At 34.4% G+C, this 16243-nt stretch carries 17 protein-coding genes and 1 pseudogene; 9 read left to right on the forward strand and 9 right to left on the reverse strand.

Going from position 1 to position 16243, the window contains the following annotated elements; translation table 11 throughout:
* Both ACJ5GX_RS02985 and rpe read left to right on the forward strand, forming a co-directional pair.
* Positions 1 to 1466: N-acetylmuramoyl-L-alanine amidase (locus tag ACJ5GX_RS02985; RefSeq protein WP_495292688.1), on the forward strand; the 1466-nt coding region annotated here is incomplete at its 5' end.
* 153 nt (positions 1467 to 1619) lie between these two features.
* The gene (gene rpe / locus ACJ5GX_RS02990; RefSeq protein ID WP_007302239.1) at positions 1620 to 2294 is read left to right on the forward strand and encodes a ribulose-phosphate 3-epimerase; all 675 of its coding nucleotides are present in this window, start codon (positions 1620 to 1622) and stop codon (positions 2292 to 2294) included.
* 100 nt (positions 2295 to 2394) lie between these two features.
* Here rpe and pnp read toward each other — a convergent pair whose 3' ends face one another.
* Genes pnp through truB form a run of 3 tightly spaced genes read right to left on the reverse strand, consistent with a single transcriptional unit; the run spans position 2395 to position 6027 of the window.
* Positions 2395 to 4671, reverse strand: coding sequence for a polyribonucleotide nucleotidyltransferase (gene pnp / locus ACJ5GX_RS02995; RefSeq protein WP_012481924.1), 2277 nt, complete (start codon positions 4669 to 4671; stop codon positions 2395 to 2397).
* A 14-nt stretch (positions 4672 to 4685) separates the two neighbouring features.
* Positions 4686 to 4958 carry a 30S ribosomal protein S15 gene (gene rpsO / locus ACJ5GX_RS03000; RefSeq protein ID WP_007302237.1) on the reverse strand — a complete coding sequence of 91 codons (273 nt, stop codon included), beginning with the start codon at positions 4956 to 4958 and terminating at the stop codon, positions 4686 to 4688.
* A gap of 7 nt (positions 4959 to 4965) precedes the next feature.
* Complete coding sequence (truB, locus tag ACJ5GX_RS03005) at positions 4966 to 6027, reverse strand: tRNA pseudouridine(55) synthase TruB (RefSeq protein ID WP_052264757.1); 1062 nt, start codon at positions 6025 to 6027, stop codon at positions 4966 to 4968.
* 133 nt (positions 6028 to 6160) lie between these two features.
* Here truB and ACJ5GX_RS03010 point away from each other — a divergent pair, with 133 nt between their 5' ends.
* Positions 6161 to 6616 (forward strand): collagen-like protein, encoded by a 456-nt coding sequence (locus ACJ5GX_RS03010; RefSeq protein ID WP_230608961.1) that lies wholly within the window; start codon positions 6161 to 6163, stop codon positions 6614 to 6616.
* Between the two features lie 65 nt (positions 6617 to 6681).
* Here ACJ5GX_RS03010 and ribD read toward each other — a convergent pair.
* Both ribD and ACJ5GX_RS03020 read right to left on the reverse strand, forming a co-directional pair.
* Positions 6682 to 7890 (reverse strand): annotated as a pseudogene (ribD, locus tag ACJ5GX_RS03015) (bifunctional diaminohydroxyphosphoribosylaminopyrimidine deaminase/5-amino-6-(5-phosphoribosylamino)uracil reductase RibD).
* Entirely contained in the window at positions 7890 to 9071 is a 1182-nt protein-coding gene (locus ACJ5GX_RS03020) for a deoxyguanosinetriphosphate triphosphohydrolase (RefSeq protein WP_052264795.1), read from the reverse strand. Before ACJ5GX_RS03020 ends, ribD begins: the two are co-directional and overlap by 1 nt.
* A 47-nt stretch (positions 9072 to 9118) precedes the next feature.
* On the opposite strand from ACJ5GX_RS03020, the gene ACJ5GX_RS03025 reads away from it, so the two are divergent.
* Together ACJ5GX_RS03025 and ACJ5GX_RS03030 are read left to right on the forward strand one after the other, a co-directional pair.
* Positions 9119 to 9565, forward strand: coding sequence for a HesB/IscA family protein (locus ACJ5GX_RS03025; RefSeq protein WP_019236790.1), 447 nt, complete (start codon positions 9119 to 9121; stop codon positions 9563 to 9565).
* Positions 9566 to 9591: 26 nt separating this feature from the next.
* Entirely contained in the window at positions 9592 to 10266 is a 675-nt protein-coding gene (locus tag ACJ5GX_RS03030; RefSeq protein WP_052264796.1) for an ABC transporter ATP-binding protein, read from the forward strand.
* Between the two features lie 30 nt (positions 10267 to 10296).
* Here ACJ5GX_RS03030 and ACJ5GX_RS03035 read toward each other — a convergent pair whose 3' ends face one another.
* Positions 10297 to 10521, reverse strand: coding sequence for a hypothetical protein (locus tag ACJ5GX_RS03035; protein WP_019236788.1), 225 nt, complete (start codon positions 10519 to 10521; stop codon positions 10297 to 10299).
* A complete protein-coding gene (locus tag ACJ5GX_RS03040) occupies positions 10514 to 11212 on the reverse strand; it encodes an alpha/beta hydrolase (RefSeq protein WP_007302230.1) in 699 nt (232 codons plus the stop codon). Before ACJ5GX_RS03040 ends, ACJ5GX_RS03035 begins: the two co-directional genes overlap by 8 nt.
* A 135-nt stretch (positions 11213 to 11347) precedes the next feature.
* Here ACJ5GX_RS03040 and ACJ5GX_RS03045 point away from each other — a divergent pair, with 135 nt between their 5' ends.
* The 3 genes from ACJ5GX_RS03045 to ACJ5GX_RS03055 all read left to right on the forward strand — a co-directional run bounded on the left by ACJ5GX_RS03045 (position 11348) and on the right by ACJ5GX_RS03055 (position 13996).
* Positions 11348 to 12535 carry a cysteine desulfurase family protein gene (locus ACJ5GX_RS03045; RefSeq protein WP_052264797.1) on the forward strand — a complete coding sequence of 396 codons (1188 nt, stop codon included), beginning with the start codon at positions 11348 to 11350 and terminating at the stop codon, positions 12533 to 12535.
* A 201-nt stretch (positions 12536 to 12736) separates the two neighbouring features.
* Positions 12737 to 13459, forward strand: coding sequence for a Bax inhibitor-1/YccA family protein (locus ACJ5GX_RS03050; protein WP_007302228.1), 723 nt, complete (start codon positions 12737 to 12739; stop codon positions 13457 to 13459).
* Positions 13460 to 13996 (forward strand): cytochrome c oxidase assembly protein, encoded by a 537-nt coding sequence (locus ACJ5GX_RS03055; RefSeq protein WP_010407017.1) that lies wholly within the window; start codon positions 13460 to 13462, stop codon positions 13994 to 13996.
* A gap of 44 nt (positions 13997 to 14040) precedes the next feature.
* Here the strand turns inward: ACJ5GX_RS03055 and ACJ5GX_RS03060 are convergent, their stop codons facing one another.
* Positions 14041 to 14571, reverse strand: a complete 531-nt coding sequence (locus ACJ5GX_RS03060; RefSeq protein ID WP_010407015.1) for an ankyrin repeat domain-containing protein — start codon at positions 14569 to 14571, stop codon at positions 14041 to 14043.
* A gap of 51 nt (positions 14572 to 14622) precedes the next feature.
* Positions 14623 to 14796, reverse strand: coding sequence for a hypothetical protein (locus tag ACJ5GX_RS03065; protein ID WP_164819300.1), 174 nt, complete (start codon positions 14794 to 14796; stop codon positions 14623 to 14625).
* Between the two features lie 56 nt (positions 14797 to 14852).
* On the opposite strand from ACJ5GX_RS03065, the gene ACJ5GX_RS03070 reads away from it, so the two are divergent.
* The gene (locus ACJ5GX_RS03070; protein WP_052264798.1) at positions 14853 to 15830 is read left to right on the forward strand and encodes a quinone oxidoreductase family protein; all 978 of its coding nucleotides are present in this window, start codon (positions 14853 to 14855) and stop codon (positions 15828 to 15830) included.
* Positions 15831 to 16243: the final 413 nt, after the last annotated feature.

Below are 16243 nucleotides of genomic sequence, written 5' to 3' on the forward strand. Positions count from 1 at the left end.
TAGTAAAAAAATGTTTGTCTGTTTTATTTCTGTTGCTGCTTGTAGCGCCTCTTTTATATGGACAACAATCTTGTTTAAGTGATATTGAGAACGATTTTCAAGATTTGAAAACATCATTAAAAAATCCAATATTTTTAGATCCTGCACCGAGTTTAAATTATGATGATAGAGAAGGCAAAAAAGTGTTGATGGTGGTGGTGCACCATACCGAATCACCAACATTAAAAAGTACAAAATACGCATTAAATTCTTCAGGGATATCAGTACAGCTTATTGTTGATAGAGATGGTAGCATTACTCTGATGGTTCCACTTGAAAAACGAGCATGGCATGCTGGTATAAGTTATGCGAAAGTTCGAGTAGATAATGTGGTTGAAGAGCTACGAAAACTGAATGATTATTCTATAGGTATAGAGATTGTAAACACAGGGCTTGAGCCTTTTCCAGAAGAGCAAATGAAATCTGTCAAAGATCTGATTTTGTACCTCATGAAGCGCTTTAAGATTAGAAAAGATATGATATTTAGTCACGCTGAGATAGGCACTATAGTGTACAACTCAGCAATTGAAGGTTACGCAATGCGTAAGCCTGATCCACATAAGTTATTTGATTGGGAGTTATTAGAGAAAAGTGGTATTGGATTGCATATAGGTGATAGAATCAGTCCTCAAGACGCAGAACAAAAAGTAAATGAGGTTTTGTATAAGGTAGGTGATAAGAGTGAAAATATTTTGAAATTAAAAAAAAGGTTAAACGGTTTTTTTTATAAAATACTGCCTTGGAATGATAGGGAAGGTAATATGATTTTTCCTGACAATAATGCTAATTACTCAAATGAGTTTGATGAAAATTTTGCGTGGGTTATCAATCAGTTTTCAATGCACCACTTGCCGAAAGAGATTAGAAAAGACTTGCCTCTAAAATTAGAACAAGAAGATATTTTGCCTGAATTTTTAGTTAAGTATAGAAATCTTATTTTTAGTGAATTCTTATCTTTAAGTGATAAAACTCAATTAAGCTTAAAGCCACCATTTTTGAATGAAGAGGATTATAAGCATTTATTATCTTCTCTTGCAGAATATGAAAATAATATTTCTTCTGATGCATTTGCTATGCTCATGTACAAGATTAAGCTATATTATGACTCTTATCTAAGATACAATATAAGATCTTCACTTTATATTCCATTTAGACTTAATTCATTTGAAAAGCTAGATATTTTAAAGAATGAAATATTATCTTTTAAGTCTATAAGCCCTGAAAAGGCTATAGAAGTCTCGAATTTGATTAATGAGTTTAGGTCGAAAATTTTATCTGATTTCCAAAATTTTGAAAAGCAATGGTTTCAAGAATTTAAGGACACTTGGAAACAAAAATTTATACCGAATATGGAAAGGCAAATGTCTTGGACTGCGCTACATGAAACTGTGTTGGAATATTTAGAAAAGGCGAAGAAAGAAGTCTAATGAGTATTACAATGACCAGATGCATGGGCAGAGAAAAATAAAGGCACATGCATCTGGAAGTATACAAAAATTTCTAAATGAGATTAATATAGTATTGGGATGACAGAGTTTAAAAAATAAGTTACTTTTTTTATTTTTGGTAAAAAGTAGTCTATGGGTATTAAAATTGCACCTTCTATACTTTCAGCAGACTTTGCAAAATTAGGGGAGGAAGTAAAAAGAATTAGCGACTTGAATGTAGATTATATACACATAGACGTTATGGATGGAAATTTTGTTCCAAATATTACAATAGGTCCGAATGTTATCTATGCGATACGTAAATATAGCAACCTTCCTTTTGATGTGCACTTAATGATTAAATCTCCTGGTGACCATATTGAAAGTTTTATAAATGCTGGTGCTGATATTATCACTATACATGCAGAAGCAGAGATACATCTTGAGAGGCTAGTAAGAAAGATAAAATCATATAAAAACAATACAAAAAAAATAATACAAGTTGGAGCTTCAATTGTTCCTTCAACTTCTCCAAGCGTGCTTGAGTATATAATAGATGAGCTAGATATTGTGCTAATTATGACAGTCAATCCTGGATTTGGAGGACAGGAGTTTATTCATTCGCAGTTGAGTAAGATATCTACTGTGAGGAAAATGATACAGGACCGTAATCTTAAAACACAAGTTTCAGTAGATGGTGGAGTTAACTTTTCTAACGCAGCTGATATAATAAAAGCAGGTGCAAATATATTAGTTGCTGGATCAGCAATATTTAAAGCTGAAGACATGAAAAAGGCTGTAAACGATCTTAAAAATCTTTCGTTATAACCCTACAGATAACACAAACCATTTTTGTTATCTTGTCAGTTTTAAAAATTCCTATTATCCCAGTGTTTCGACACTGAGATAATAGAAAGTAAGTTCAACCTCAATAGAAACCTGATGACGAGTCATTATTACCAAATTTTGGTCTGCTTCTATTACTAAAACCAGAACGAGGACGAGTAGGTCTATTACTATGATAATTATCTTCAGGTTTTTTATTAAACGAGTTGTTATAATAATTATCCCTATTATTTAAACCATCTCTCCTTTCTTCATTGTAAAGCTTACCTTCAAAAAATTCACCTGTTTCTTGATCAACACGACGTCTTGATAATTTTGGACATCCACCTTTTTCAAAGTCAATTATCAAAGCTTTGAAGGTATCACCCTGTTTAAGTATATCCTCAATGGACTCTACATGTTGATTAGCTACCTCGCTTATATGCATTTTTCCTTTTCTTCCATTAAGAAGTTCTAGCTCTACAATAGACTTCTCTATCTTTACAACTTTAGCATCAATTATAGAACCTTGTTCTAGCTCTGTTATTGAATCAATCATCATATTCTTTGCAGCTTCAGCTTCAGTACTACTAATGGCAAAAACAGAAACTTTACCGTCATCCCCTATTTCAATTTTTGCATTACTTCTTTCACATACACTGCGTATATTTTTTCCTTTAGTACCAATAGCTGCAGAAATTTTATCTTTATCTATATAAAACGATAACACTCTTGGTACATGATCTTTTATATCCTTACGATGTTCTGAAATTACTGCATTCATTTTTTCTAAGATATGTAATCTTCCGACTTTTGCTTGTTCTAAAGATTTTTCAACAATTTCAAAGCTTATACCAGGAATTTTCATATCCATCTGCAGTGCTGTAATCCCTTCGCTAGTTCCTGCTACTTTGAAGTCCATATCACCAAGATAGTCTTCATCGCCCAGTATATCAGAAAGTATTATATGCTCATTTTTGTCTTTGATGAGACCCATAGCAATTCCTGCAACGGGAGCCTTTATTGGCACACCTGTATCCATTAATGCAATGGAAGTTCCACAAACTGTTGCCATAGAAGAAGAACCATCAGATTCCATAATCTCAGATACTACCCTTATTGTATAAGGAAATTCAGATTTATCAGGTAAAACAGGATGAATTGCTTTCCAAGCAAGTTTACCATGACCAATTTCTCTCCTTCCTGGTGCGCGTATAGCAGAAGCCTCTCCAACAGCAAATGGAGGAAAATTATAATGCAACATAAAATGTTCACGTCTATCCCCTTCAATGTCATCCACAATTTGCTCATCTTGTGTAGTACCAAGAGCAGTAACAACTAGTGCCTGAGTGCTACCCCTTGTAAATAGCGCAGAACCGTGAGTCTTGGGTAGAATGTCAGCCTCAATTTCTATCTGGCGTATTTCATCATACTTACGGCTGTCTATTCTCACACTTTTCCTTCTAATCATTTCACGCACTAAAGATCTTTCAAAGCTTTTTACTGCATAAGTAATTAACTTTTCGTCTTTTCCAGCCTCTTTAAGAGTATTCAATATATTATTCCTGACTACTTCTAGAGCTTGGACTCGCTCTTGTTTTACTGTTTTTGAATATGCTTCTTCAAAGTCTTTTCGATATTTTTCAAGTTCTTGAGTTATATCTGATATATCAACAGGAGCAAAGCTTTCAGGTTTATTGCCAACTGTATCAGCAAATTCTTTTATGAGCTTAATAACAGGTTGAAGGTGTTCATGACCAAATTTTATTGCGTTTAAAACATTTTCTTCAGAGAGCTCTTTGACTTCCGATTCGACCATTAAGATCGAATTTTCATCACCAGACAAAAACAGATCCAAGTTGCTCGCTTTCATCTCTTGAACGGAAGGATTGAGTATATAATTGTTATTTTCATCACAACCGACCATGACTCCAGCTATAGTAAAGTGGAAAGGAACACCAGAAATTGCAAGAGCTGCGACGGTACCTATCAATGCTGGTACTTCAGGAGAATTGACCGTATCGTAAGTTAACAGATTACATACTACACTAATTTCATCATGAAAACCTTCAGGAAATAACGGCCTTATACTTCTATCTATTACTCTTGAAATTAAAGTTTCTCTATCAGATGGTTTTCCTTCTCTTTTAAAAAAACCACCAGGAATCTTACCCATGGCATAACTTTTTGCAATAAACTGCACATTTAAAGGGAGAAAATCAACACTTTCTTCCTTCTTTTTTCGTACAACAGTGACTAAGATAGAAGTATCTCCATAATTTACAACTACTGAACCATCAGCTTGACGTGCTATTTTCCCAGTTTCTAAAGATAAGGTACGCCCCTCCCAATCTATAGATTTTTTTATAATTTCAAACATACAAAATTCCTCGATTATTTTCTAATGCCTAACTTCTCTATTAACTCTTGATAGGCTTCATTACCAAATTTACGTTTTATATAATTTAAGTGCTTGCGCCTTCTACCTATCAATATAAGTAAACCGCGCTTAGAATTATGGTCATGCTTATGCGCTTTAAAATGCTCAGTTAAATTACTGATCCTCTCGGTTAAAATTGCACACTGTACAAAAGATGAACCTGTATCATCTTCTTTAATTGCATATGTACTAATCAAACTTTTTTTCTTTTGGGATGTTATTGACATCTAAACCTCATTTCAAAATATTAAAAACACGAATAGGCTTCACATAACCATGAGTAAAACTGCAAATTGCAATAGGTACATTACCCACTATCGTACAAAAAATATCATAATTCTTTAAATTACGCAAGTTATTTAATATAATTTCTTGACCTTTTCTGATTTTCTCCGCTTCCTCTAAGGAAATTTCAACTTTGAACATCGATTTTAAAGCCGATTCAATGGGAATGATGAAGCCTTTTGTATTACCTCCATCATCTTCTGTCATCCCACCCTCCGATGTCATCCCAGTGTCAAGCACTGGGATCAAGCTTATTGCATCACGAACATTGTTTTTGACATATGCTCCTAGAATCTTTTGTCCATTACATGATTTGTAAGTATTTGTATCCAGTGTCAAGCACTGGGGAGAGTAAGTTGTTGTGTTTTTTTTAGTAAGTTGCTCAATTGTCACTGATTCATCTTCCTTAAAATCACCTACCATCGTTCTTCTTAATTTTGTAATGTGTCCAAAGCAATTTAATGTGACTCCAAGATCTCTTGCAATTGATCTTACATATACACCGCTACCGCAGATCATAGAAAAATCAGCACTATTATTTATAGTGTCCAAGAATATCAGCTTCAGTTCATGTATTTTGACTTGCCGGGGCTTTATATTTACCTTTTGCCCACTTCTTGCTAATTTATATGCTCTTGCTCCCTTGATTTTCACTGCTGAAAATTGAGGAGGAGTTTGTGTTATCTCACCAATAAAATCCTTAATCGCACAGTTTATTTGGTTATATTCGGGTTTTATATCGCTAGTTCTAATGATATCACCACCCAAATCATCCGTAGTTGTTTGTTTTCCCCATTTTATTGTGAAATTGTATGCCTTTAAGTCACAAGATAAATACGGTATAGTTTTTGTTGCTTCACCAAGAGCGATCGGTAATATACCTGAAGCCAAAGGATCAAGTGTTCCCAAATGTCCGGCTTTTTTTATTCCAAAAATCCTTTTAATTTGAGTTACAGCTTGTGCAGAACTCATTCCTGTTGGTTTATCAAGATTCAGCCAGCCATTTACCATGTATCAATCTTACATAATTAGTAACAATTTAAAAAGTAGATAAAACATCAAGTTATTAATAAAAATGCTTGATTAGTTTACATTCTCAATATATAATTAACTTTTTATAAACCTTAATTAGGAGGAAGTGATTATGACTACAAATATATGGAAACTAAAAAACATAGCACCTATAACAAAAATGGGTATTGAAGGTACAGTTGCAACTGCATCTTTAGCAGCAGCAATAACAACATTATTGATTGCTACTAAAGTAATTGCTGGACCTGCATCTTTAGCACTTATTGCTAGCCCTGCTGGAATTGCAGTTCTGTTTATTGCCGCTGTATATTTTGTCGCAGCAGCTTGTGCTTCATATCAGCAAATGAATGCAATGGAAAATGTTAAGGGTGAAAAAGGCGATAAGGGTGAAAAAGGCGATAAGGGTGACCAAGGACCTCAGGGTGAGAAAGGCCTACAAGGTGATAAGGGTGAACAAGGACCAGTTTTTGATAAAAATGAAGTTGTGCAAACATTGCTTGATAAACTTGAAGACGGTGGTGTTAAACGGCAATTTAAGCATGCACTTGGCCTTTCAGTTGATGAATAAATTAGCATAACCAGAGGTAGATTTTCTACCTCTTCCTTTATCTCTATTATTCAAGTGGATAAAGGCTACTGTGACTTATCCCACAACTCAACCACATCCTCACTGAACTCTATTATCTCTACTTTTTTAAATTGGTAACAGTTGTTGATGGATTGAATTCCTAAATTCCCTACAAAAGGAGTGGCATCATTGCCTAGAATTTTACCACTGCGGCAGATTATCAGCCTATCGATTAAATCGTGCTTCAATAACTCTGTAATTAACACTCCTCCACCTTCAACTAATAACCTTGTTATACCAATTTCTGAAACAAGTTTTGATGCCATGTCTTTGAGGCAGACTTTGCCAGCATTGTTTGAATTAACTACTAAGTAGTTAATGTTTTTTATTTTTTTCTTTACTTTATTGTTTGTAATTACCCAAGTTGAACCTCCTGTCATCCCAGTGCGTGACACTGGGATCCATTCTTCTTCTTTTTTTCTAGATTCCAGCGTCACGCGCTGGAATGACATCGAAAGGTATGCTGTTGGCTCTTTGCTTAAATCATGGTTATATAAGGTATCTGCAGTCTTTGCAATATTATGCTCTTCCTGCAATTTCCCTTGGCTATCGATAATTAGCCTTATTGGCGACCTGATTTCGAGTCATGGTAATCTGAAAGTTAAGAGTGGATCGTCACTAACAAGGGTATTGCTGCCAATCATAATTGCGTCATATTTTGCTCTGAGCTCATGTATCCAATTTCTCGTATCTTCACTTGTTATCCATTTGCTATCACCTGTAAACGTTGCGATTTTTCCATCGAGAGTTGTTGCGATTTTGCAAGCTATGAATGGTCTATGGAGTTTCTTGGTGGTAAAAAAGCCAACATTCAGCTTCTCTGCTTCTTTCTGCATAATACCTTGCTTCACTTCAATTCCTGCTTCTTTCAGAGCTTTAATTCCTCCGCCTGAAACTCTACTATCTGGATCAATTGCTGCAATCACTACCTTTCTTATTCCTGATTTTATGATTTCTGCAGTGCAAGGTTCTGTAACTCCAAAGTGGCAGCATGGTTCAAGAGTGACGTACATAGTTGCACCATGAGTTAAATCTTTAGCATTTTGCAAAGCAACTACTTCTGCATGTGGGCGCCCACCGATTCCTGTGTAGCCTTCACCGATCACCATACCGTCTTTTACAATGACACATCCAACAGTGGGATTTGGTGCAACACTTCCAAGACTTTTTTCTGCAAGTTTTAATGCGATCGACATGAAATAATCTTCAGTCATTAGAAAGAAGTCATTTCGTATGAGGTATCAAAAATTCTTCTGTGCTCGTGTATGGCAAATCTATCTGTCATACCTGAGATATAATCACATATTATTACTGAACGCTGAGATTCACAAGCAAGCTTGTTCCACTCTATAGGTAATAACCCTGGGTTTTCATAAAAACATTGAAAAAGCTCCTGTACTATACGTTTTGCTTTGTTCATTGTTCTATTCAATTTATAGCTTCTGTATATTTTTTCCATGTTAAATTTTTTCATCTCTTTTGTGGCATTTGCAACTTCTGGTGAAAATGTGACTAGCATTGTATTTAGACCTCTTACATCTTCTACGCTTTTTATTTTGTAGTCTTTAATATTTTTTTCAGTCTGAAAAACGACATCATTTATCATAATCCCTATAGTTTTACTCAGTGATTCATGTATGAGTTTACTTTGGGCCAATTCTGAATATTCGCTTTTTACTTCTTTGAACATTTTGCCAATTAAAGGAACATCGAGCAAATCTTCGATGGTTACTAAATTTGCCCTGAGTGCATCATCAAGATCGTGAACACTGTAAGCAATATCATCGGCAATTGAAGCAACTTGTGCTTCAATGCTTGAAAATTCCTCAAGTTTTAGATCATATTTTTCATTATATTTTAATAGCAGCTGATTATTTGTAGAAGACTCCGCGTTTTGACCAAGCAAGGGACCGTTATGCTTTGCAACACCTTCAATCACTTCCCAACTTAGATTCATGCCATTAAAGTCAGCATGTTTTTGTTCAAGATAAGTTAAAATCCTTATAGCTTGAACATTATGATCAAACTTATACTTCTCCTTATCAACTTGAACTAGAGCATCCTCACCTGTGTGACCAAATGGAGGATGACCAAGGTCATGTGCAAGCGCTATGCATTCAGTGATGTCCTCATCTAATCTGAGCCTGCGTGCGATGGATCTTGCAATTTGTGCAACTTCAAGGCTATGAGTTAGCCGAGTGCGATAGTAGTCATGCTCATAATTGATAAAAACTTGTGTTTTGTATCCTAGTTTCCTAAACGCATTAGAGTGAATAATTCGGTCCCTATCACGCTGAAAGCAGCTGCGATTTTCATCTTCTGGCTCTTTAAAATTTCTTCCTTTTGTTTTATTTGGAAAGCACGCGTAACTTAATAGAAAATTATTGTTTGACATGTAAAATTTCTACTATAATAGGTTATCAATAATGAACGGTGGTTGTTATGTCAACAGATTACAATATTAGCTTAACTGACAATGCATTAAGGAAAATCCACTCCCTTGTAGAACAGGAAGGAGATGAGAGTTCTGTTTTGCGGGTTGCAGTTTCAGGTGGTGGATGCTCTGGCTTCAAGTATAATTTTCTTATGGATCAAATAAATAAGAAGATGTCTTTGGGTGACGATTTTGACGATGATGAAGACGACGATTTTGACGATGACGAAGATAGCGAGGATTATAGAAGCCACTCCAGTTTTAGTGAAAAAGGTAAAGATATAGTAATTAATGATGAGAATGGAAACCCTGTGTTAATGGTTGATAATTGTTCAGCGAAATTTTTAAATAATTCAACTATAGATTATACTGAAGATCTAAGTGGTTCTGGTTTTCAAATCAAGAATGCTCTCGCTAAGTCTCGATGTGGGTGTGGTAACAGTTTCTCGGTCTAATTCTCCCTCCTGGATCTTTTTATAATATGGACAGTGATGTAGCACTAGAGCTAGCTTCTGTGAGTAAGAGCTTCAAAAAAAGTCCTGCTATTGTAGAAGATATCAATCTGAGTCTTACAAGAGGGCAAGTAGTTGCATTGATCGGCAGTTCAGGATCAGGAAAAACAACTATATTGCAAATTGCAGGCCTATTGGATAAGCCAACTTTAGGTGTAGTGACAGTAGATGGAGTAAATTGCACGCAAGCCAGCAATAAATATAAAACTCATGTAAGAAGAAATTTTCTTAGCTTTGTTTATCAATTTCACTATTTATTACAAGAGTTATCAGTGTTGGAAAACGTTATGCTTCCTCAGCTTATTGCAAGAAGAAGCAAAGCTGAAGCAAAAAAAAAATCGCAAGCAATATTAGAAAAATTTGGTCTGGAAAATAAAGCAAGTAGTATGGTATCTGAAATTTCTGGTGGAGAAAGGCAGAGGGTTGCAATTGCAAGAAGCATTGTAAACTCTCCAAAGCTTTTACTTGCAGATGAGCCAACGGGAAATTTAGACCCAACAAATTCTTTGAATGTATTTTTGCTGTTACATTCATATGTAAAGGAAAATAACAGCTCTATGCTTATAGTAACACACAACTATATCCTTGCAGAAAAAGCAGATCACATTTTTCAGTTAAAAAACCGATCATTAGTAAAGCTGTAAATGGAAGAAACAAGTACAATACAAAGCTACCTATAACTTGTACTTATTTAACCAATGGTCATTAACGGAGTATAATTCGCATGAAATGCTTTCATTATTTTTTATACACGGACTCTTTAACTTACGCTGTTTACTTAGAAAGCATCCTGACAGCATAAACATTGCTAAAACGAGAAATAATAATTGCCTAAACATAACAAGACTTTTTTTATTTATATTAATACGTTCATTTCTCTCATTTGTAAAGTTAGGCATATTCTTTTACCCTTATCTCTTTTTTAACTTTTTTGGAGGAAGTGACTGCACTGTTTAAGCGTAGTTTTATATAATTATCTATAATTTGAGCTACTTCCTCTTCTTTATCCCTTAAAAAGTGGTTAGTATCGTCTACTATATGGTATTCCATATGGTTATTTTTTACCGAATTTATTAACCTTTGTGCTAATTCTGTTACATCGCTTTCTTCTGAAATTGTATCATTATTACTTTGTATTATAAGTCCAGGAACTGGGCAAGGAGAGAGAAAAGAGAAATCGTACTTAGTTGCTGGAAGAGAAAGGGCAACAAAACTTACTATCTCTGGACGGCGCATTGTCAACTGCATAGCTACCCATGCTCCAAAAGAAAAACCGACTATCCAAATTGGAACGTTGTTAGAGTTATGCTCCTGAAGCCAATCAATAGCTACTGCAGCATCAGTTAATTCTCCTATACCCTTATCAAAAGTTCCGGTAGATTTTCCGACACCACGAAAATTAATTGTCAATGCAGAAAAGTTATTATCGATAAAAGATTCATATATAGTATGTATAATCTTACTATCCATACTACCACCATATTGAGGGTGATGATGTAAAATTAGCACAACTGGTGCATTGGTATCTTTGCTTTGATGATATCTACCTTCTATCTTTTTTGTTGCATTATTTAAAAAGACTTCTACCATGATTGCTCCTAATAAAAACCTGTTTTGACAGGGCTTGATAATGTAAATTATTTATTAATTATGTATTAATTTCACTGTTTTTGCAATAAATTTTTTATCGTGTTAAAGTTAACATACATAATTGGTTAATGGTAAGTGACAAATAAGCCTGTGAGTTTATTCTCTCTGGAAGAAAGTAGTTGCGTGTATGCTGATTATAATGCAACTGCTCCAGTGAGTAAAAATGTAAAAAAAAGTATACTTGAGATTTTGTCGAAACAAACACTAAATCCATCATCGCTGCATAAAAGAGGACAAGAAGCGAGGAAGATTCTTAAAGAGGTAAGAGATAACGTACGTGATGCTCTTAGCATTCCAGATGATAAAGAAATAGTTTTTACGTCTGGTGCAACTGAAGCAAACAACCTCGTCATGAGAGGAATGAAAGGCTATCTGCATGTAATTTCAGCTACAGAGCATCCTTCAATTCTTAATTCTGCATATAATCCACATATAATACCCGTTAATCAAGAGGGTATTGTTGACTTTTTAGAGCTAGAAAAAATTCTAAGCGAACTTGAAGGGAATAAAGTAATAATTTCAGTGATGATGGCTAATAACGAAACTGGAGTTATCCAGCCTGTTAAGGAAATAGCTAAAATGGCACATAAATTCGGGGCAATCTGTCACACTGACGCTGCTCAAAGTGTTGGGAAAATCAAAGTAAATATGGAAGATTTAGGAGTGGATTTACTTACTTTATCTGCTCACAAATTTGGTGGTATAGCAGGTAGTGGAGTTTTAATATTTGACAAAAAGCTTGTAATAGAACCTACTATAATAGGTGGTGGGCAAGAAAAAGGATTGCGTGGTGGTACAGAAAACATTATTGCAATAGTAGGTCTTTCTGCTGCATTGCAAAACATTCCAGATCTTCTATCAAAGATGGATGAAGTAGAGAAGCTACGTGATCAATTGGAGTATGGGTTATTAAGTCTTGTCAGTGATATCAAGATCTTTGGCAGAAATTCTAAAAGATTGCCAAATACAAGTTTCATTTATATGCCGAGGGTAAAGAATGATCTGCAGCTCATGCATTTTGACTTAAATAATATTGCAGTCAGCAATGGTTCTGCATGCTCTTCTGGAAAAGTTGGGCCTTCTCATGTTTTGCTTGCAATGGGAGCAACAAAAGAGCAAGCAGAATGTTCAATTAGAATCAGTATAGGTCCGGAGGTTAAACCGCGAGACATAGAAAAAATAGTGGATTGTTGGTATAGTATCTATAAGAAGAATGCTTTAGTAAATGCAAAAACTACTTTCACCATTCCCCTTAAATCATGATAGAGGGAATGGTGAAAGTAATTTCTATTGCCAGAGGTTGTTATAATAGTTAAATGCTGCTGAAAACCGATTTGCTTATAGTTATGGAAGAAATTCTCTAATTGCATACCACACCATTCAATTGTAGTATGTCATTTTATACTTGATAAAAACGATGTATTGTATTATAATATATCATCAAGAGATAATAAGGAGTTACATATGTCTTATATGAAAAACGAACAGGATATTCGCTCTCAGGGCGTTTATTATAGTGCTGGACTCAGGAGTTACCTAACTAAAGTATACAATTATATGGCTTTAGCTTTAGGTGTTACAGGGCTTGTTGCGTTTTTAACAGTGTTTTCTGGTCTTTTCCAGGTGATTTATTCCAATCCTGTTCTATCGCTTGTGGTAATGCTATCTCCAGTTGCATTGGTGTTTTATATGTCTTTTAGGCTTCAACACCTAAGTGCTCAGTCAACACTTACTGTATTTTTTCTATTCTCAGTTTTAATGGGAATTTCTTTATCTCATATTTTTATAATTTATACTGCAGAAAATATAGCGAGAGCATTTTTCATTACATCGATCATGTTTGGTTCTATGGCTTTATATGGTAATACTACAAAAAAAGATCTTACCAGCATGGGTTCTTTTTTGATTATGGGAATCTGGGGGTTAATCATTGCATCTATAGTTAATCTGTTTCTTGGAAGCAGTCCTCTCTATTTTGCAATATCGTTTGTATCAGTGATAGTGTTTACTTTAATGACCGCATACGATGCTCAGAGAATCAAAGATGTTTATTATAGATATAATGATGGCTCAGAAGTTGCAACTACTAAGCTGGCAATACTTGGTGCAACTAATCTTTACTTTGACTTCATCAATATATTCCTCAATTTACTCAGGTTACTTAACTTGTTCAACAATAAGGATTAGATGATTTCCTTTTTAAGGGGAAACAATAAAAGTTCTATAGTTTTCCTCCTAATATCTTTAGTGGTATTGATGCTGTGTCTTGCATATGCTTCAGTACCGTTGTATAGCATCTTTTGTAAAGCTACTGGATATGGTGGCACAACGAGAAAAGTAACTAATGCAACAATAAATGCAACTGACCAAAAAATCAGGGTTCACCTTAATGCTGATATAATATCAGGTCTGCCTTGGGAATTTAAATCAGAAACTAACTACATCGATACAAATATAGGGCAACAAAGTTTAGTATTTTATTATGCAAAAAATTTATCTGATCAGCCTTCTTTTGGAATGGCAGTGTATAATGTCACACCTTTTAAAGCAGGTAAATATTTCAATAAAGTTGCATGCTTTTGTTTTGAAGAGCAAATGCTGCTACCAAAACAAAAAGCGGCTATGCCCGTATCCTTTTACGTAGACCCTGAAATAATGCGTGACAATAGTACAAAAGATTTAAGTGAAATAACACTATCATATACGTTTTTTAAGCTTAAATAACAAACCTTTTCCTATTGTAATCCGAACAAGGTTGTACGATACATCTATTGAATTGAGCAGGAGCTCTTATTTGCTTTTTGCACACTGACTACTTGTGTTTCAGTGTTCGTTGTTGCTAATTCCCATCCTTCATTATTTGCTTCACAAGCATTCCAACATTGAGCCAACTCCTTATTATTTTTTACAGAATCTGGTATTTCTATGTTGGGATTTTTTTCTAATGTATGCTTAATTAGAATCTCACAGCAATTTTTGCGTTCAATTGACTTATCCTTACAATATAATTCAGCAACACACTCTAAAGCAGTGTTTCCATTGTAGTTTTCATCTGGGCTATCATTCACTCCCGCTTTTATGAGAGCCTTTAATATGTCCGGAGAATGGGTCAAAACACAGGTATGTAAATATCCTTTTTCGTTTTGCACATTAGCTCCTGCTTTTATTAAAACTTGCGCTAGATTTGTTAAAGTGTACGGTTTATAGTTAATGGCGATGGAAAAAAGACTATCTATTGGAAAGCCATCATAATCTTTCAAGTCAAATCTGTGATTAATATCAAATCCTTTTTTTCCCAAGAAGTATATAAATATTTACAATAGTCTCCTTTTTTATCTGATTTTTGCATTTTACATTTTAACCTTTCTTTTATTTTTATTATTGGTATCTAAATCGTCATCTTCATCCACTTCACACAACACATTGAATAAAACACCATAAAGCCAAGTTTCTCTGTTTGTCATAATTTGTGCCTCAAAACTATTAACAATACGCTTATGTAGTGTATAAACTCTAAATAACATTTTGCAAAATATTAATTGCTAGATAACATAATTAAAGTTTTTGTCTTACATTTATCATGGTTAGAGCTATACAAATTAAAAAAACTGGGGGGCCAGAAGTATTAGAATTTGTAGATAAGAGCATAGGTGAGCCAAAAGATGAGGAAGTCTTAATACGTCATACAACTATCGGCTTAAATCGTTATGATTTAGAACACAGAAAAGGTACACGCAAAATTAAAGATCTGCCATCAGTACTTGGAGTAGAGGCAGTAGGAGTTGTTGAAAAGCTTGGTAAAAAAATTAGTGATGGACTTAATGTTGGAGATAGAGTTGGATATTGCACAGCTCCTCCAGGGGCATATTGTGAAAAGCGCATTGTACACCAGAAATATTTGATAAAAATTCCGAATGATATACCTGATGAAGTTGCTGCTGCAGTATTGTTTAAAGGTATGACAGCTCACTATTTAGTTAATCAATCTTATAGAATCAGGCCTGGTGCTTTTGTACTAGTTCATGGAGCTAATGGTGGTTTGGGGCAAATAATATGCCAATGGGCAAAGGATAAAAAAGGTGTAGTGATAGGTTCTATAAGCTCTGACGAAAAAATGAAGATAGCTTTACAAAGTGGCTGCACATACGCAATAAACTACAATGATAAAGACTTCGTTTCTAAAATCATGGAGATTACGAAAAATAGAGGAGTAGGTGCGGTGTATGACCCTATAGGTTACGCTACAAGCAAGCTCTCTTTTGAATCTTTAGGTAAGTTTGGCATATATGTTTCCTATGGGCAGATATCAGGTAATGCTCCTATTAATTTCTCTTTACTTAGTTCGCGTTCGTTATTTGCAGCTGGAACTTCGATATATCACTACAAGCACAATAGACTTACGTTAGTGCTTACTGCAATGGAAATTTTTGAAATGATAAGAAAAAAACTTTTAATTGTACGAATTAATAAAAAATATAAATTTGATGAAATAATAGAGGCTCATCGTGACATGGAAAATAGAAAAGTAAGTGGGCTAAATATTATCAAAGTTTCTTAAATAACTTAGTAACCTAAAATAATTATTCATTAAGTCATATCAACAAGAATTTCACATGGTTAATTTTCTTTTTGGGAGAGTTAAAAGCATACAGCTGTAGCTAAACTGACTGAGATTTTTATACCGGACTAGTTTGAAAAACTTGTCATTCTGCTACTCGTTAGTGGCGTGGTAATGCAATGTTTTATCTATAGATATTATGTTCACAGTAGTTTCAAAAGAAGCTGAGTAAATAAGTTATATTTCAAATTAGATTTGGTGTCACATCTAACATTATAAGTATTATCACTTCAATAGTATATGGAGCTGTTATTTTTCTTTTAAATGAATGCTTTTTTCTGTTTTACAATAGTTTTAGAGTTAGTACTTAGAAAGTTTACATTGCTTTATGAATTGTCTCTGTTGTTCTGATA

The sequence above is a fragment of the Wolbachia endosymbiont of Tuta absoluta genome (assembly GCF_059414725.1).